This window comes from Ensifer sp. Root558, from assembly GCF_001427045.1.
In the GTDB taxonomy this organism is placed as follows: Bacteria; Pseudomonadota; Alphaproteobacteria; order Rhizobiales; family Rhizobiaceae; genus Ensifer; species Ensifer adhaerens.
The window spans coordinates 64,686-82,394 of sequence record NZ_LMGC01000003.1 but is presented as its reverse complement, the minus strand read 5'-3'; the positions used below and the strand labels follow the sequence as shown (position 1 = coordinate 82,394).

General features: G+C 62.8%; 16 protein-coding genes. 12 read left to right on the top strand and 4 right to left on the bottom strand.

Annotated elements, in window-relative coordinates; all coding sequences use genetic code 11:
- Window positions 1-244: 244 nt before the first annotated feature.
- On the bottom strand, window positions 245-1,144 hold the full coding sequence (locus ASD63_RS07290; RefSeq protein ID WP_034794112.1) for a LysR family transcriptional regulator: 900 nt from the start codon (window positions 1,142-1,144) through the stop codon (window positions 245-247).
- 107 nt (window positions 1,145-1,251) lie between these two features.
- Between ASD63_RS07290 and ASD63_RS07285 the strand changes: the two genes are divergently transcribed.
- A complete protein-coding gene (locus tag ASD63_RS07285; protein ID WP_034794110.1) occupies window positions 1,252-2,274 on the top strand; it encodes an NAD(P)-dependent alcohol dehydrogenase in 1,023 nt (340 codons plus the stop codon).
- Window positions 2,275-2,339: 65 nt separating this feature from the next.
- Here the strand turns inward: ASD63_RS07285 and preA are convergent, their stop codons facing one another.
- Together preA and ASD63_RS07275 are read right to left on the bottom strand one after the other, a co-directional pair.
- Complete coding sequence (gene preA / locus ASD63_RS07280; protein ID WP_034794108.1) at window positions 2,340-3,653, bottom strand: NAD-dependent dihydropyrimidine dehydrogenase subunit PreA; 1,314 nt, start codon at window positions 3,651-3,653, stop codon at window positions 2,340-2,342.
- A gap of 20 nt (window positions 3,654-3,673) precedes the next feature.
- Window positions 3,674-5,035 carry an NAD(P)-dependent oxidoreductase gene (locus ASD63_RS07275; protein WP_034794104.1) on the bottom strand — a complete coding sequence of 454 codons (1,362 nt, stop codon included), beginning with the start codon at window positions 5,033-5,035 and terminating at the stop codon, window positions 3,674-3,676.
- 311 nt (window positions 5,036-5,346) lie between these two features.
- Between ASD63_RS07275 and ASD63_RS07270 the strand changes: the two genes are divergently transcribed.
- The 9 genes from ASD63_RS07270 to ASD63_RS07230 all read left to right on the top strand — a co-directional run bounded on the left by ASD63_RS07270 (window position 5,347) and on the right by ASD63_RS07230 (window position 15,376).
- Window positions 5,347-6,300, top strand: a complete 954-nt coding sequence (locus ASD63_RS07270) for a sugar-binding transcriptional regulator (RefSeq protein WP_034794101.1) — start codon at window positions 5,347-5,349, stop codon at window positions 6,298-6,300.
- 199 nt (window positions 6,301-6,499) lie between these two features.
- Window positions 6,500-7,810 (top strand): sugar ABC transporter substrate-binding protein, encoded by a 1,311-nt coding sequence (locus tag ASD63_RS07265; protein WP_034794099.1) that lies wholly within the window; start codon window positions 6,500-6,502, stop codon window positions 7,808-7,810.
- A gap of 142 nt (window positions 7,811-7,952) precedes the next feature.
- A complete protein-coding gene (locus ASD63_RS07260; RefSeq protein ID WP_034794260.1) occupies window positions 7,953-8,825 on the top strand; it encodes a sugar ABC transporter permease in 873 nt (290 codons plus the stop codon).
- Between the two features lie 5 nt (window positions 8,826-8,830).
- Window positions 8,831-9,661, top strand: coding sequence for a carbohydrate ABC transporter permease (locus tag ASD63_RS07255; RefSeq protein WP_034794097.1), 831 nt, complete (start codon window positions 8,831-8,833; stop codon window positions 9,659-9,661).
- Between the two features lie 11 nt (window positions 9,662-9,672).
- Window positions 9,673-10,674, top strand: a complete 1,002-nt coding sequence (locus ASD63_RS07250) for an ABC transporter ATP-binding protein (RefSeq protein WP_034794095.1) — start codon at window positions 9,673-9,675, stop codon at window positions 10,672-10,674.
- The gene (locus ASD63_RS07245) at window positions 10,671-11,444 is read left to right on the top strand and encodes an L-iditol 2-dehydrogenase (RefSeq protein WP_034794082.1); all 774 of its coding nucleotides are present in this window, start codon (window positions 10,671-10,673) and stop codon (window positions 11,442-11,444) included. The genes ASD63_RS07250 and ASD63_RS07245 overlap by 4 nt, the downstream gene beginning before the upstream one ends.
- Window positions 11,445-11,484: 40 nt before the next feature.
- Window positions 11,485-12,969 (top strand): mannitol dehydrogenase family protein, encoded by a 1,485-nt coding sequence (locus tag ASD63_RS07240; protein ID WP_034794078.1) that lies wholly within the window; start codon window positions 11,485-11,487, stop codon window positions 12,967-12,969.
- Window positions 12,970-12,975: 6 nt separating this feature from the next.
- Window positions 12,976-13,644, top strand: a complete 669-nt coding sequence (locus tag ASD63_RS07235; RefSeq protein ID WP_034794077.1) for an HAD family hydrolase — start codon at window positions 12,976-12,978, stop codon at window positions 13,642-13,644.
- A gap of 148 nt (window positions 13,645-13,792) precedes the next feature.
- A complete protein-coding gene (locus ASD63_RS07230) occupies window positions 13,793-15,376 on the top strand; it encodes an FGGY-family carbohydrate kinase (RefSeq protein ID WP_034794075.1) in 1,584 nt (527 codons plus the stop codon).
- 458 nt (window positions 15,377-15,834) lie between these two features.
- Here ASD63_RS07230 and ASD63_RS07225 read toward each other — a convergent pair whose 3' ends face one another.
- On the bottom strand, window positions 15,835-16,629 hold the full coding sequence (locus ASD63_RS07225; RefSeq protein WP_034794073.1) for a response regulator: 795 nt from the start codon (window positions 16,627-16,629) through the stop codon (window positions 15,835-15,837).
- A gap of 153 nt (window positions 16,630-16,782) precedes the next feature.
- Between ASD63_RS07225 and ASD63_RS07220 the strand changes: the two genes are divergently transcribed.
- Window positions 16,783-16,977 carry a NepR family anti-sigma factor gene (locus ASD63_RS07220; RefSeq protein WP_034794063.1) on the top strand — a complete coding sequence of 65 codons (195 nt, stop codon included), beginning with the start codon at window positions 16,783-16,785 and terminating at the stop codon, window positions 16,975-16,977.
- Window positions 16,978-16,985: 8 nt separating this feature from the next.
- Window positions 16,986-17,540 carry an RNA polymerase sigma factor gene (locus ASD63_RS07215; protein ID WP_034794051.1) on the top strand — a complete coding sequence of 185 codons (555 nt, stop codon included), beginning with the start codon at window positions 16,986-16,988 and terminating at the stop codon, window positions 17,538-17,540.
- The last annotated feature ends 169 nt before the right edge of the window (window positions 17,541-17,709 follow it).

Genomic DNA, 17,709 nt, shown 5'->3' with positions numbered 1-17,709 from the left:
GCGGGGCACCCCGTATGAGTTCTCCCTTATCATCCAGATCGTACGAGCCGACAACTTACCATTTTTACACAATCTGTTTCGTTTTCGTGTCCTGTTCGTTATCGGCGCAGCACGCTATTCATCCGAATCCGGCCGCAGGAACGCGCTCGGGTGCGGGCGGGATCCGCAGAGCCGGGCGAAGCGGCCGCCAAAGCCGGCCATTATCCGCACGCCGCCGCCTTCGGAAGCAGGAATGCTCCGCGGATCATTGCATCATGGGGGCCAGTCGATCGGCCAGCGTGTCGATCATCAGCCGCAATTTCGGCGGCATGTATTGCGTGCGCGGCCACACGACATGGGCTGCGAAGGAGAGGGCGGGCACATCGGTAAGAATGCGGACGAGCCGTCCTGAGTCGATGTGGCTGCGCACCAGCCAGCACGGCAGCCATGCAAGGCCGAAGCCGTCTGCCGCCGCATCGGCGATCGAGGTCAGGTCGTCCAGTTTCAGCCGTGCCGGCGGCGTCACCTGCCGGGGTACCGCTCCCTTGACCGGGAAGGACCAGGAAAGCGCATCGCTGCTGCGCCGATAGAGGATCGCCTGATGGTGAAGAAGGTCATCGATGCTGCGCGGCGTGCCGTGCCGCTGCAGGTAGGCGGGGGAGGCGCAGACCGTCATGGGCTGGTCGGCAACCTTGCGCGCCATCACATCGGGTTCATCGGGCAGTGGACCTGTGCGAATGGCGAGATCGAAGCCATCCTCGACAAGATCGACCCTGCGGTCGCTGAAATTGACGTCGAGTTCCAGGAGCGGGTGCTGACCCAGCAGTTCCGACAAGAGCGGCATGACGCATTGCCGTCCGAAAACCACGGGCAGGGACATGCGCAGCCGACCTCTGATCTCCTGCTTGCCCGATTCCAGCAGTGCCTCGCCGGCACGAATCTCACCAACGGCTCTGAGACAACTTTCATAATAGAGCTGGCCTTCGGCCGTCAGGCTCTGCGTGCGGGTCGTGCGATGGAAGAGCCGGACGCCAAGTCTTTGTTCGAGCTTGGCAATCGTCTTGCCGACAGCGGAGCGCGAGAGGTTCAGCCGTTCGGCCGCCGCTGAAAATCCGCCAGCTTCGACCGCCTCGACGAAGATCGAAATGCCTCCCAACCGCTCCAAGATTGTCTCCTTTTGAGAACCAATATGGCGAATTCTTATCGCAACTGGAGAGATAAATTCAACGCTATGCTTCCTCCATCAGATCAATGCAGTGAAAGGAACGGACTATGGCAAGACTGATGAAGGAATGGACGATCGACGCGCTTGGAGCCGAAAACCTCAAAATTACCGAGCGCCGTGTTCCGGAGCCGGGCCCAGGTGAGGTGCTGGTTCGCACGACGGCCGTGTCGCTCAATTTTCGCGACAAGCTGGTCTTGGAAAACGGCATGGGCATGCCGCTTTCCTTCCCCTTCGTGCCGGGCTCCGACATGGCAGGGGTGGTGGAAGCGGTCGGCCGCGGCGTGACGCGCTTCCAGCCCGGCGATCGGGTCATCTCCGTTTTCGATCCGACCTGGATCGACGGTCAAAAGCCGGGAACGGCTCGTCACCCAACGTCGTTTGCCCTTGGCGGCCTGAACCCGGGTGTCGCGTCGCAATATGTCGCTTTCCCCGAGGACTGGTTCGTAGCAGCACCCGAGAGCCTGGACGATGGCGAGGCGAGCACCTTGCCCTGTGCCGGGGTGACGGCCTGGTTCGCCCTGGTCGAGAAGGGGCATCCCAAGGCTGGCGACCGCGTGGTCGTGCAGGGCACCGGCGGCGTATCGCTGTTCGGGTTGCAGATCGCCAAGGCGCATGGCGCCGAGGTCATCGTCACGTCGGCCAGCCAGGAAAAGCTCGAGCGCGCGCTTGCTCTGGGCGCCGACCATGGCATCAACCGCGTAAGAGAGGATTGGGCGGAGCGGGTTCTCGAGATTACCGGCGATCACGGCGCCGATCATATTCTGGAGATGGCGGGCGGTGCCAATCTTGGCAAGTCGCTGCAGGCGGTTGCCGTGCAAGGGCGGATATCGGTGATCGGGGTGTTCGAGGGCGCGGAGATCTCGGCGCCGGTCACGCCGGTCCTGCTGAAATCGCCGGTCATCCAGGGCATTGGCGTCGCTCACCGCCGGGCGCTGCAGGATTTCGTCGTGGCGATCGACCGGACCGCGATCAAGCCAGTCATCGATGCGCGCTATTCGTTCGAACAGTTCCGCGAGGCTTTGGCGCATCTCGACCGCGGCCCGTTCGGCAAGGTCGTCGTCGAGTTCTGAGGGCACATGAGAAAACGCCGCCGGATTTGTGGTCCGGCGGCGTTTCGATGAAGTGACGAGATCCGCTACTCAGCGGCCTGGCGGGCCATCGGGTTGTTCGGATGGGTCGTCCAGTTGGCGTAGTTCGGATCGACCGGCTTGCCGGTGCGCTGGTCGAGCGTGCCGGCCGGCAGCTCTTCCATGGTGATGCAGTTTTCGACGGGACAGACGTTGACGCAGAGATTGCAGCCAACGCACTCGTCTTCCATTACCTCGAAGTGACGTACGCCGTTGACGAACTGCGTGATCGCCTGGTGCGAGGTATCCTCGCAGGCGATGTGGCAGCGACCGCACTTGATGCAGGCATCCTGGTCGATCTTCGCCTTGGCGATGTAGTTGAGGTTCAGATACTGCCAGTCGGTAACGTTCGGGACCGCGCGTCCGGTGATATCATCGAGGTTGCGGTGACCCTTGGCGTCCATCCAGTCGGAGAGGCCCGAGATCATTTCCTGGACGATCTTGAAGCCATAGGTCATGGCTGCGGTGCAGACCTGGACGTTGCCGGCGCCAAGTGCCAGGAACTCGGCCGCGTCGCGCCAGGTGGTGATGCCGCCGATGCCGGAGATCGGCAGGCCGTAGGTTTCCGGGTCGCGAGCGATCTCGGCGACCATATTGAGCGCGATCGGCTTCACCGCCGGGCCGCAATAGCCGCCGTGGGTGCCCTTGCCGCCGACCGTCGGGTTGGGGGCGAAGTTGTCGAGGTCGACCGAGACGATCGAATTGATCGTGTTGATCAACGACACCGCGTCGGTGCCGCCGGCCTTGGCGGCGCGGGCGGGCTTGCGGATGTCGGTGATATTGGGCGTCAATTTGGTGATGACAGGCATGCGCGTGTACTGCTTGCACCAGCGCACGACCATCTCGATGTATTCCGGCACCTGGCCGACCGCAGCACCCATGCCACGTTCAGACATGCCGTGCGGACAGCCGAAGTTGAGTTCGATGCCGTCGGCGCCGGTTTCCTCGACCAGCGGCAGGATCGCCTTCCACGCCTCTTCCTCGCAGGGCACCATGATCGAGGCGATCAGGGCGCGATCCGGCCAGTTCATCTTCACCTGCTTCATTTCGCGCAGGTTCACATAGAGGTCGCGGTCGGTGATGAGCTCGATGTTGTTCAGCCCGAGCAGCCGGCGGTCGGCGCCCCAGATCGCGCCGTAGCGCGGGCCGTTGACGTTGACGACCGGCGGGCCTTCCTCGCCGAGCGTCTTCCAGACGACGCCGCCCCAGCCCGCCTTGAAGGCGCGCTCGACGTTGTAAGCTTTGTCCGTTGGTGGGGCGGATGCCAGCCAGAACGGGTTCGGGGATTTGATGCCGACAAAATTATTGCGAAGATCAGCCATTGGTTTCTCCTCCCGATCCCTTAGGCAACTGCGCTCGCGCGCGGCGCTGCCGCGGCGAAGGCCCGATTGATCGATTCAGCCGCGTCGCGGCCCATGGCGACGGCCGAGACCGTGAGGTCTTCACCGCCGAGCACGCAGTCGCCGCCGGCCCAGACGTTGGGCAGCGACGTGCGCCCTTCGGCGTCGGCAACAATGCGGCCGCCTTCGAGTTGCAGCGCGCCGAGGCCTGCTCCGAGGAAGCTCTGGCCGATCGCCTTGAAGATCTGGTCGGCAGCAATGATACCGGTTTCGCCGGTCGCCGTCAGCTTTCCGTCTTCGAGCGTGGTGTATTCCAGCTCGATGCCGGCGACCTTGCCATCCTTTTCGGCAATGCGCTTCGGCTGCAGCCAGTGGCGGATGGTGACTCCCTTGGAGGCCGCCAGGTCCTGCTCGAACTCGGAGGCGTTCATGTGCTCCTTGCCGCGGCGATAACAGATAGTCACTTCTTCCGCGCCGAGCAGCTTTGCCTGCACCGCCGCATCGATTGCGGTCATGCCGCCACCGAGGACGACGACGCGACGGCCGACCGGGATATCGGCCTTGGTCTTCGACTGGCGAAGGGCGGCGATGAAGTCGACGGCATCGTCAACGCCTTCGGCACTTTCGCCTTCGAGACGCAGCGCGTTCACGCCCGCAAGGCCGAGGCCGAGGAAGACGGCGTCATACTGTTCCGAGAGGTCGGCGAGGGTGAAATCGCGGCCGATCGCCTGGCCCTGGCGCACTTCGATGCCGCCGATCGCCAGCACGTAGTCGACTTCCTTCTGCGCGAAGTCGTCGACCGACTTGTAGGCGGCAATGCCGTACTCATTGAGGCCGCCGGACTTCGGCCGGGCATCGTAGATCACGACGTCGTGGCCCTTGACGGCCAACCGATGGGCAGCAGCAAGGCCGGCCGGGCCGGCGCCGACGACGGCGATCTTGCGGCCGGAGGTTTCAGCACGGGTGTAGAACTGCTTGTTCTCTTTCATCGCCACGTCGGTTGCATAGCGCTGCAGGCGGCCGATCTCGACCGGGCGCTCCTCGGCGGTGTTGCGAACGCAAGCCTGTTCGCACAGCGTTTCGGTGGGACAGACGCGGGCGCACATGCCGCCCAGGATGTTCTGATCGAAGATCGTCTTGGCCGATCCGATCGGGTTGCCGGTCGATATCTGCCGAATGAACAGCGGGATATCGATGGAGGTGGGACAGGCCGTCATGCACGGCGCGTCATGACAGAAATAACAGCGGTCGGAAGCGACGAGGGCCTCGTGCTTGTCGAGCGGTGGATGCAGGTCGGAGAAATTGCTCTCGTACTCCCCGAGCGGCAGGCGGCCGCCGAGGATCCCAGATTGTGTCGTTCCCATTTTTGGCTCCCAATGTTTTCTCAGGATGATGGAACGGTAACACGCTTTATTTTTTTATCAAACGGTAAAAATTTAAGGTCGAAACGGGCGAAAAGCCTTGTGATCCCGGGCCTTGCGGCAGACCTGCCAAGCCCTTGTTCTTGGCCGATGTTTGACAGGGCGGGGCAATAGTGGCAGCAGATCAGAGCGGGGTGAGGAAAAGTGTGCGCGGTTTTCCGCCCGCACCCCGCTCTGCTTATGAGGATCGATCACGATACTTTTGGATCGACAGGATCCAAAAGTATCGTGATCGGGGGGGATGGAGAACAGCGATGGCACGCAGGGGCGAGGCGAACAACAGGCTTGACGATGCTGCCCGGGCGGGCTGGTTATACTATGTCGCTGGCCGCACCCAGGATGAGATCGCCACCGTCATGGGAATCTCGCGCCAGTCGGCGCAGCGGTTGGTTTCGCTCGCCATGTCCGAGCGGCTGATCAAGGTTCGGCTCGACCATCCGATTGCCGCCTGCCTCGAGGCGGCCGCAGGTCTTCGCGACAAATACGGACTGAAACATGTGGAGGTGGTGCCGAGCGATCCCGGCTCGACCTCGACGACCGTTGGCATCGCGGAAGCCGGGGCGGCCGAGATCGAGCGCTGGCTGAAATCGTCCGAGCCGCAGGTGCTGGCGATCGGTACCGGGCGCACGCTGAAAGCGGCGGTCGATCAGTTGCCGCCGATGGAATGTCCGCAGCACCGCATCGTGTCGCTCACGGGCAATATCGGCCTCGACGGTTCGGCCGCCTATTACAACGTCATCTTCAGCATGGCCGATGCGGTCAAGGCCCGGCATTTTCCGATGCCGCTGCCGGTGCTCGCCGCTTCGGCCGAGGAGCGGGAGGTGCTGCACAGCCAGAGCCTGGTGCAGGTGGCTCTGAAGCTAGGCGCCGAAGCCAATGTCGCCTTCGTCGGCGTCGGCGAGCTCGGCCCGGACGCGCCGCTCTGCCAGGACGGGTTCCTCGCCCAGGACGAGATGGCCGGTCTGACCAAGGCGGGTGCCGCGGGCGAGATCTGTGGCTGGATGTTCGATCATGATGGCGCGTTGCTCTCGGGCAGCTTCAACGAGCGCGTCGCCTCCGTTCCCTTGCCGCCGCGCGACCGGGCGTCTGTCATCGGACTTGCCAAGGGGCAGCGCAAATATGAGGCGCTGCGGGCGGCCGTAAAGGGCGGCATTATCAACGGCCTTATCACCGATGAGGCGACGGCGATCTATCTGCTCAACGCATGATCGTTATGCGAAACGATTGAAAAGGCCGGTCCCAGCGCCGGCCTTTCGCATTTGCGAAACGAAAAAATCGGCAATCAAAACAATCTTCTAATGTTTCTGTGTGCGCCGCAGCAACGAATGCGCATTGACAATTCGTCATGAGAAGTGAGTAATTGCCCATGAGCGAGGCAAATGCTCAATTTCTTCTGGGAGGAAGTCGATGAACTTGAGAACTTTCCTGCTGGGCACGTGCTCGGCAGTCGCACTGTCGGGTCTGGCCCAAGCAGAAACCCTGACGATCGCGACCGTGAACAACGGCGACATGATCCGGATGCAGAAGCTGACGGAAGATTTCACGTCCAAGAATCCGGACATTCAGCTCGAGTGGGTAACGCTTGAGGAAAACGTGCTGCGCCAGCGCGTGACGACCGATATCGCCACCAAGGGCGGCCAGTACGACATCATGACGATCGGCACCTATGAAGTGCCGATCTGGGCGAAGCAGGGCTGGCTGCTGCCGCTCGACAATCTCGGCGCCGACTACGATGTCGACGACCTCTTGCCGGCGATCCGCTCCGGCCTCACCATCGACGGCAAGCTCTATGCGGCGCCCTTCTACGGCGAAAGCTCGATGGTGATGTATCGCAAGGATCTGTTCGAGAAGGCGGGGCTCACCATGCCCGACGCGCCGACCTGGGAGTTCATTGCCGACGCGGCGCGCAAGATCACCGACAAGAACGCCGAAGTCTACGGCATCTGCCTGCGCGGCAAGGCCGGCTGGGGCGAGAACATGGCCTTCCTGACGGCGACCGCGAACGCCTTTGGCGCCCGCTGGTTCGACGAGAACTGGAAGCCGCAGTTCGACCAGCCCGAATGGAAGAACGCGCTCGACTTCTACGTCAAGCTGATGAACGACGCCGGACCGCCCGGCGCATCCTCGAACGGCTTCAACGAGAACCTGTCGCTGTTCCAGACCGGCAAGTGCGGCATGTGGATCGATGCGACGGTGGCCGCTTCCTTCGTCACCAACCCGAAGGAATCGACCGTTGCCGACAAGGTCGGCTTCGCGCTGGCGCCGGACACCGGCCTTGGCAAACGCGGCAACTGGCTCTGGGCCTGGAACCTTGCGATCCCCGCGGGCTCGCAGAAGGTCGCCTCGGCCGAGAAGTTCATCTCCTGGGCAACCGGCAAGGACTATCTGAAGCTCGTCGCAGACAAGGAAGGCTGGGCGAACGTTCCTCCGGGCACGCGCACCTCGCTCTACGCCAACCCCGAGTACCAGAAGGCAGCACCCTTCGCGAAGATGACGCTCGACTCGATCAACGCGGCCGACCCGAAGAACCCGGCGGTCAAGCCGGTTCCCTATGTCGGCGTGCAGTTCGTGGCGATCCCGGAATTCCAGGGTCTCGGCACGGCGGTCGGCCAGCAGTTCTCGGCGGCTCTTGCCGGCCAGATGAGCGTCGACGACGCGCTTGCCAGCGCCCAGAAGCTGACCGAACGCGAAATGACCAAGGCCGGTTACATCAAGTAAGGCTCCCAAGGGCCCGGGGTGCTGGCCGCAAATGGCTGGCGCCCCGGTAAATCCCGAAGGTAGCCGCAGGGCTCGCGCGGAAAAACGCGCCGCCCGACCCGATCTCGAAACAGCGTTGAATTCCGTCATTTGGGGGGACGCCATGGCGACCTTGCACACCCGCTCCGCCGCGCGTCTGATGATTGCGCCTTCGGTGCTTCTGCTTCTGGCCTGGATGATCGTTCCGCTGGCCATGACGATCTACTTCTCGTTCCTGCGCTACAATCTTCTGATGCCGGGGATGGAGGAGTTCGCGGGCTTTTCCAACTACAGCTACTTCCTGACCGATCCCGCTTTCTTCCAGGCGCTCTTCAACACGCTGGCGATCGTGCTCGGCGTGTTGTTCATCACTGTCATCGGCGGCATCGCGCTGGCGCTTCTGCTGGACCAGCCGATGTTCGGGCAGGGGATCGTGCGCATTCTGGTCATCGCGCCGTTCCTGATCATGCCGACGGTCGCGGCACTCGTCTGGAAGAACATGTTCATGAACCCGGTCAATGGGCTCTTTGCCTGGATCGCCAAGCTCTTCGGGCTGCAGCCTTTCGACTTTCTCGCCAACGCACCCCTGATGTCGGTGATCCTGATCGTCGCCTGGCAGTGGCTGCCGTTCGCGACACTGATCCTTCTGACGGCGCTGCAGTCGCTCGACGAGGAGCAGAAGGAAGCCGCGCAGATGGACGGCGCCGGCGCCTGGAGCCGCTTCATCTACCTGGTGTTGCCGCATCTTTCTCGCGCGATCACCGTCGTCATCCTCATTCAGACGATCTTCCTGCTCTCGGTCTTTGCCGAAATTCTGGTCACCACCAATGGCGGCCCGGGCACGCAGAGCACCAACCTGACCTTCCTCGTCTATGCGCAGGCCCTGCTGCAGTTCGACGTGGGCGGTGCTTCGGCCGGCGGCATCATCGCGGTCATCCTCGCCAACATCGTCGCATTCTTCCTGATGCGCATGATCGGCAAGACGCTGGAGGCTTGAGAACCATGGCACGCAACGTCTCCACCCAAAGAAAGATCGTCGTGACCGTCGTCGCCTGGACGATCGGCATCCTCATCTTCTTCCCGATCCTCTGGACGTTCCTGACGAGCTTCAAGACCGAGGCCGAGGCGATCGCATCACCGCCGTCGCTGTTCTTTTTCGACTGGACGACGGAAAACTATCATGAGGTGCAAAGCCGCTCGAACTACTTCCTGCACTTCATGAACTCGGTCGTCGTCTCCTTCGGCTCGACGCTGATCGGCCTGATCATCGCCATCCCGTCCGCCTGGGCGATGGCGTTCTCGCCGACCAAGCGCACCAAGGACGTGCTCATGTGGATGCTCTCCACCAAGATGATGCCGTCGGTCGGTGTGCTGGTGCCGATGTATCTGTTGTTCCGCAACACCGGCCTGCTCGACACCCGCACCGGCCTCGTGATCGTGCTGACGCTGATCAACCTGCCGATCATCATCTGGATGCTTTACACCTACTTCAAGGAAATCCCCGGCGAGATCCTGGAGGCCGCGCGCATGGACGGTGCATCGCTCTCCAAGGAGATCATCTATGTGCTGACGCCGATGGCGATCCCGGGCATCGCCTCGACGCTGCTCTTGAACATCATCCTCGCCTGGAACGAGGCGTTCTGGACGCTGAACCTCAGTGCCGCCAAGGCAGCACCGCTGACGGCGTTCATCGCCTCCTATTCGAGCCCTGAAGGCCTGTTCTACGCCAAGCTCTCGGCCGCCTCGACCATGGCGATCGCCCCCATCCTCATACTCGGCTGGTTCTCGCAGAAGCAGCTCGTACGCGGCCTCACCTTCGGCGCGGTCAAATAAGGGATACGACAATGGGAAGCATTACACTCAGCAAGGTTTCGAAGGTCTTCGGCGCCCATGCCGTCATCCCCTCGATCGACCTCGACATCAACAATGGCGAGTTCGTCGTCTTCGTCGGACCGTCCGGTTGCGGGAAGTCGACGCTGCTCCGGCTGATTGCCGGCCTCGAAGACGTCAGTGACGGCGACATCGTCATCGACGGCAAGAACGCCACCGAACTGCCACCGGCACAGCGCGGCCTGTCGATGGTGTTCCAGTCCTATGCGCTCTATCCGCATATGAGCGTGCGTTCCAACATCGCCTTTCCCCTGAAAATGGCGGGCGAGGACAAGGCCGTCATCGACAAGAAGGTGTCGGATGCAGCCCGCGTGTTGAACCTCACCGACTATCTCGACCGCAAGCCGCGCCAGCTTTCGGGCGGCCAGCGCCAGCGCGTCGCGATCGGCCGAGCGATCGTGCGCCAGCCGAAGGCGTTCCTGTTCGACGAGCCGCTGTCGAACCTCGACGCGGCGCTGCGCGTCAACATGCGGCTTGAAATCAGCCAACTGCACCAGGACCTGAAGACGACGATGATCTACGTCACCCACGACCAGGTGGAGGCGATGACCATGGCCGACAAGATCGTGGTGCTCAATCGTGGTCGCATCGAGCAGGTCGGCTCGCCCCTCGACCTCTACCACAAGCCGGACAACCTGTTCGTCGCCGGCTTCATCGGCTCGCCGCGCATGAACATCGTCAGCGGTGCGGCGGCTTCCGCCTATCAGGCGCACACGATGGGCATTCGGCCTGAACATCTGGCGCTTTCGAAGGAAAGCGGAACCTGGCAGGGCACGGTCGGTGTCGCCGAGCATCTCGGCTCCGACACCTTCCTGCACGTCAATGTCGACAATGTCGGCACGGTGACGGCGCGGGTCAGCGGCGATTTCGCCGTGACCCATGGTGACCGGGTCTTCCTGACGCCCGATCCGCAGCGCGTCCACAGGTTCGACGAAAAGGGGCTGGCGGTTCGATGAAGAGGCTCGACGGGAAGAGCGCGCTGATCACCGGATCTGCGCGAGGGATCGGTCGTGCCTTCGCGGAGGCCTATATCCGCGAGGGCGCCACGGTCGCGATCGCCGACATCAACATCGAGCGGGCGCGTGAGACAGCGTCCGAGATCGGCGCCGGCGCCTATGCGGTGGAGATGGACGTGACCCAACAGGCGTCGATCGACGAGGCGATCGCCGCCGTCGTCCGGCAGGCGGGTGGGCTCGACATTCTCGTCAACAATGCCGCGCTCTTCGACCTTGCGCCGATCGTCGAGATCAGCCGTCAGAGCTACGACCGGCTGTTTGCGATCAACGTATCGGGCACGCTGTTCACGATGCAGGCCGCAGCCAGGCAGATGATCGATCAGGGCAGGGGCGGCAAGATCATCAACATGGCAAGCCAGGCAGGCAGGCGCGGCGAGGCGCTGGTCGCCGTCTATTGCGCCACCAAGGCGGCGGTCATCAGTCTCACCCAGTCGGCCGGCCTCGGCCTCATCAAGCACGGCATCAACGTCAACGCGATCGCGCCCGGCGTGGTCGATGGCGAACACTGGGACGGCGTCGATGCGCTGTTTGCCAAATACGAGAACCGCCCGCGCGGCGAAAAGAAGAAGCTCGTTGGCGCCGAGGTGCCCTTCGGCCGGATGGGAACGGCAGAGGACCTGACGGGCATGGCGATCTTCCTCGCGTCAGCCGAGAGCGACTACGTCGTCTCGCAGACCTACAACGTCGATGGCGGCAATTGGATGAGCTGAACCGGCGCCAGTCGGTGAAGCCTCGAAAGGATACGGGATCATGACGACCAAACTCTCAATTGCCGCCCTCGACACGATCAAGGCCAAAGCCGGCGTGCCTGCCTACGATCGGTCGCAACTGACGGCGGGCATCGTGCATTTCGGCGTCGGCAACTTCCACCGGGCGCACCAGGCCGTCTATCTCGATGATCTTTTCAACGCCGGTCACGACAGGGACTGGGCGATCATCGGTGCCGGCGTCCTTCCCTCCGACGCAACGATGCGGGCCAAGCTCGCGGCGCAGGATTTCCTGACGACCGTCGTCGAGCAGGACAACAACCGCACAGGCGCCCATGTCACCGGCGCAATGATCGACTATCTGGAACCGGGCGACGTCGCCGGGATCGTTGCCAGGCTCGCTGATCCCTCGATCCGCATAGTCTCGCTGACCATCACTGAAGGCGGCTATTTCATCGATCCGGCCTCGGGTGTGTTCAATCCGACCCACCCCGATATCGTTGCCGATGCGCAGAACCCGGCGGCTCCGAAGACGGTGTTCGGGCTGATCGTTGCCGGGCTGAAGGCGCGCCGCGGCAAAAACGTGCCGCCGTTCACCGTGATGTCCTGCGACAACATCCCGGGCAACGGCGAGGTTACCCATGCGGCGGTTTCGGGGCTGGCCCGTCTCCATGATCCCGCCTTTGCCGACTGGATCGACGCCAATGTCGCCTTCCCGAACGGCATGGTCGACCGGATCACGCCGGCAACCGGTGCGCGCGAGATCGGCATCGTCGCCGACGACTACGGCATCGAGGATGCCTGGCCGGTGTTCTGCGAGGAATTCAAGCAGTGGGTGCTCGAAGATCACTTCCCACTCGGTCGCCCGGCCCTGGAGAAGGTCGGCGTCCAGTTCGTGCCTGACGTGGCGCCCTATGAGCACATGAAGATCCGCATTCTCAATGGCGGCCATGCGGCGATCGCCTATCCCGCCGCCTTGCTCGACATTCATTTTGTCCACGAGGCGATGGAGGAGCCGCTGATCCGCGCCTTCCTTGCCAAGCTGGAGCATGACGAGATCATCCCGGTCATTCCGCCGGTGCCGAACACCGATCTCTGCGACTATTACAAGCTGATCGAGACGCGCTTTTCCAATCCGAAGATCGGCGACACGATCCCGCGGCTGGCCCAGGACGGCTCCAACCGGCAGCCGAAGTTCATCCTGCCTTCGACGGCCGATCGGCTGGCGCGCGGCGAGGATGTCGTCGGGCTGTCGCTCGTTTCAGCGCTCTGGTGCCGATACTTTGCCGGCACGTCGGACAGCGGCAAGACGATCGCCTTCAACGACCAGAGCGCCGACCGGCTGAACAAGGCAGCGCTTGCCGCCAAGGACGACCCCATGGCCTTCCTGGCGCTCGGCGACATCTTCGGCGACGTTGCTCGCTCCGATCTCTTCCGACGTCGTTTCGCCGATGCATTGAAAACCCTCTGGGAAAAGGGTACGCGCGCTACGCTCCAGCTTTATCTGGACGGCAAGCTTGAGGGATAAAATGCGATGGCGGATGCGGCGTCCGGGCTGGTGATCTTCGACTGCGACGGGGTACTCGTCGACAGCGAGCCGATCTCGCTGGAGGTGCTGGTGGACGTGCTCTCGGCCGCCGGCGTCTCGATGACCACCGAGGAGGCGACCGAACGCTTTCTCGGACGCAGCCTCAAGAGCATGTCGGCGATCCTGCACGACGAATACGGGCTTGCCACCGACGATGCGTTTCTCGAAGGCATGCGCCTCCGGCTTTACGACCGTTTCCGCACCGAACTCCAGCCGATCGCCGGCATCCGGGGCGCCGTTGAAGGCCTGAAGGGCGCCTGTTGCGTCGCCTCTTCCAGCCAGCCCGAGCGCATCCGCCTGTCGCTGACCGTCACGGGGCTCATCGACCTCTTCGAGCCCAACATCTTCTCCGCCACCATGGTGAAACACGGCAAGCCGGCACCGGATCTCTTTCTCCACGCGAGCCGCCAGATGGGCTTCGTTCCCCACGACTGCGTCGTCGTCGAGGACAGTCCGGCCGGCATCGAAGCGGCGAAGGCGGCGGGCATGCGGGTCTTTGCCTTTGCCGGCGGCAGCCACGCGCGCACCGACAAGCACCGGCAGAGTCTTGCCGCTCTCAGTCCCGACGCGCTGTTTGACGACATGGGCGAATTGCTACAGTTTGTCGGCCGATAGCAGCAGGGACGAAACGGGAGCGGGACGAGGAACATGTGTGCGGTTTTCCGCCCGCACGTCCGCTCTCCTTCATGACAATCGATCGCGGTTGTGATTGGGTCGGGCAGATCCTAAATCATCGTGATCTTGGGGGCGGGGACTTTCTTTGATGCGTGAATTCGTCGTTGCGGTCGATGTCGGTACCGGCAGTGCGCGCGCCGGTATTTTTGACGGCAAGGGCAGGTTGCTTGCGCGTGCCGACCTGCCGATCGCCATGAACCGGCCGGAAGAAAACCACGCCGAGCACGATTCCGAAGATATCTGGCGCGCCGTCTGCGGCGCCGTCAAAGCGGCGAAGGAAAAGGCCGGGATCGCTGCGGAGGATATTGGAGCGATCGGCTTCGATGCCACCTGCTCGCTGGTGGTGCGCGACCGCGAGGGCAAGCCGCTTTCGGTCAATCGCAAGGGTGAGGCGCGCTGGGACACGATCGTCTGGCTCGATCACCGGGCGCTCGCCGAGGCGGATTTTTGCACGGCGACCGGCCATCCGGTGCTCGACTTCTCCGGCCGCGTGATGTCGCCGGAAATGGAAATGCCGAAGCTCATGTGGCTGAAGCGCAATCTGCCGCAGCAATGGCAGAAGGCCGGCTTCTTCTTCGATCTTGCCGACTATCTTTCCTGGCGGGCGACCGGCAGTGCTGCGCGTTCGCGCTGCACGCTGACGGCCAAGTGGAATTACCTGGCGCATGAGAAGCGCGGCTGGCAGCCGGACTATCTCGCAAAGATCGGGCTCGAGGATCTCATTGAGCACGGCGGGCTGCCGGAAGAGACCCTGCCGATCGGAAGCTCCGTCGGCCGTCTGAGCGCTGCGGCCGCCGCCGAGCTTGGCCTCGACGAGGCCTGCCAGGTAGCCCCCGGCATGATCGATGCCTATGCCGGCGCGCTCGGCGTCGTCGGCGGCTTCATCGGCAAGCCGGAGAAGCTCGAAAAACAGCTGGCCCTGATTGCCGGCACGTCGAGCTGCATCGTCGCCTTTTCCAAGGACATGAAGCCGGGTTTCGGCATGTGGGGCCCCTATTACGAGGCGGTGCTGCCCGGCGCCTGGTTGATCGAGGGCGGGCAATCGGCGACCGGCGCGCTGCTCGACCATATCGTGCGGCTCCATGGCGGCGGTCTCGAACCGACCGCTGAAACCCATGGCCGGATCATCGCCCGGGTGCAGGAACTGCGCGCCGAGCAGGGCGCGGCCTTTGCCGATCGCCTGCATGTCTTGCCGGATTTCCACGGCAACCGCTCGCCGCTCGCCGATCCGCATGGCCTCGGCGTCATCAGCGGCCTGCCGCTTGATTCCTCCTTCGACGCGCTCTGCCGGCTCTACTGGCGCACCTGCGTCGCGATCGCGCTCGGCATCCGCCATATCCTGGAGATGATGCGCGAGGTCGGCTACCAACTCGACACACTGCACGTCACCGGTGGCCACGTGCGCAATGCGCTGCTCATGGAACTCTATTGTGACGTTACCGGCTGCCGGGTTGTGGCGCCGGAAGCGCCGGATGCCGTCCTGCTCGGAACGGCAATGGCGGCAGCGGTTGCCGGCGGCATGCACGCGGATCTCGCCGCGGCCGGCGCCGAAATGGCGTCAGGTGGGCACGAGCGCCTGCCGAACACCGCGGTTCGCGACGCCTATGATCGCGACTATCGCCGCTTCCTGGCGCTCTATCGCCACCGTGACGAGCTCGACAAGATGGCGTGACGGCTGCTGCCGAAAAGGTTGTTGCGGGGTCATGGAACCTTTTTCCGTGTCGCGCATTCTGTTGTTGACCGGACGGTGGCGCGCATAGCCCCCAACGCGGCGCCGGAGGCAGACCGCCGGCCTACAACTCACACTCCCCGAGTGAGTTGCACATACCAGCCAGTGCCTTCCCTCGGCACTGGCTGTTGTGTTTTCAGGGGGCTTCCTTTGCGAGAAACCTGGCCAAGTGTGGTGGTACGCGCAGATTGGCAGAAGCCGCCGGTGAATGCGCAGGTCCAGTGACGAAATTGCTGATGTCAGCTCAGAGAGTTCTCGTCGGGACGTTCCGGCAATCTTGCCAAACAACTCCCGAAACGACCTGCAGCGGCCTACGCGCCGTAAGACGCGGGCCGCTGCAAGATCTGGATCGGCGCATGCCCCCTCGACCGCTTACAGTCGAGGGGAACATGCAGTCGCGCTCAGGCCGCCGCCTTGGTGGATTCGTTGAAGAACAAAGCCTGGCTGATCAGCGCCTTGACCATGTCCGGGTTGAACGGCTTGGTGACCAGGAAGGTCGGTTCCGGCCGTTCGCCGGTCAGGAGCCGCTCCGGGAAGGCGGTGATGAAGATCACCGGAATGGCGCTCGTCTTCAGGATGTCGTTGACCGCGTCGATGCCGGAGCTGCCATCGGCAAGCTGGATATCGGCAAGCACCATGCTCGGCCGTGTCTTCTTGTAGAGCGCGATCGCTTCGTCGCGCGTGCGGGCGATCCCGGTGACGCGATGGCCAAGGCTCTCGACCATCTGCTCGATATCGATGGCGATCAGCGGTTCGTCCTCGATGATCATGATATCGGTCGCGACCTGGCGCGAGATTTCCTGCGAGGCGCGATCGAGCAGGCCACCGACCTTGTCGATGCTGACATCGAGAACTTCGGCCGCTTCCTCCGGCCGGAAGCCTTCGACCGAGACCAGAAGGAATGCCTGGCGGGCAAGCGGCGAGACGGTTGCGAGATTGATCGACGCGCGCTGCTCCCAGGCAAACGGAGAAACTGGTTCAGGCACGAGCACGGACGACGAGCCGAAGAGCGAGGTGAACAGGCGGAACAGGCCAACGCGATCATTGCTTGCTTCGGGGAAAATCGACGTGTCGGCGATCAGCGCTTCGAGAACGGCGGCAACATAGGCGTCGCCTGATGTCTGCGAGCCGGTTAGCGCGCGTGAGTAGCGGCGCAGATACGGCAGGAGCGGTGCGATCCGCGTGGACAAAGTCATAGAGGAACTCCCTCGAAAATCGTTTTACGGTGACGTTGCGAGAACGCTCCGCGTAAAAAAAGGTTCCGCGAGGGAACATTTCAATTTTCAACAGCGTTATGGCGGCTATGGACAGTTTTGGCGATTTCGACACTTGAAGGCGACAGTTTGAAAATGAAACATAAAACAGGGGCAGGGCGGACCACCGGCACGACCTTATGGACAGAAGATCCAAATGCGCAAATTGCAGCGAAGCTGAAGGCGCTCTATCAGTCCGTGCAGGAAGAGGCGATACCCGCGCGTTTTCTCGATCTTCTGGAAAAACTCGACGCGGCCGAGCAGCAATCGGCGCTGCAGGGCAGGGAGTAAGTACCGGAATGTCATCCGAAAAGAATGATTTCAAGCGTGAGATGCTGGCCGCGTTGCCGAGTCTGCGTGCCTTCGCCATGTCGCTGATCGGACGTCACGACCGTGCCGACGACCTGGTTCAGGACACGATCATGAAGGCCTGGGCGAAGCAGGACCACTTCGAGATGGGCACCAACATGAAGGCCTGGCTCTTCACCATCCTGCGCAACGAACTCTACAGCCAGATGCGCAAGCGCGGACGCGAAGTTCAGGACAGCGACGGACATTTCACCGAGTCTCTCGCCCATCATCCTGAACAATACGGCTCGCTGGACCTGCAGGATTTCCGCAAGGCGCTGGAGATGTTGCCGCCCGACCAGCGTGAAGCGATCATCCTCGTGGGCGCTTCCGGCTTTTCCTACGAGGAAGCGGCCACGATCTGCGGCTGCGCGCTCGGAACGATCAAGAGCCGTGTCAACCGCGCGCGCCAGCGCTTGCAGGACATTCTTCAGGTGAAGGGCGAAAACGACTACGGCCCCGACGAGACGTCGGCCCCGATCACGTCGCGCGCCTTTGTTTCCTGAGGAAAGTTTCGAGCCGGACACCGTTGCAAAAGCGGCGGTGTCCTGCTTTCACTGACGCCTGTGCCCGAGGGGGCAGGCGGGTGGTGGAGGCAGAGCGCAAATCATGACGATTTTGGGTCGATATGCCCAGAACCGAGCGAGATGCGGGTGCAGCCTGCAAGGGCTCCCC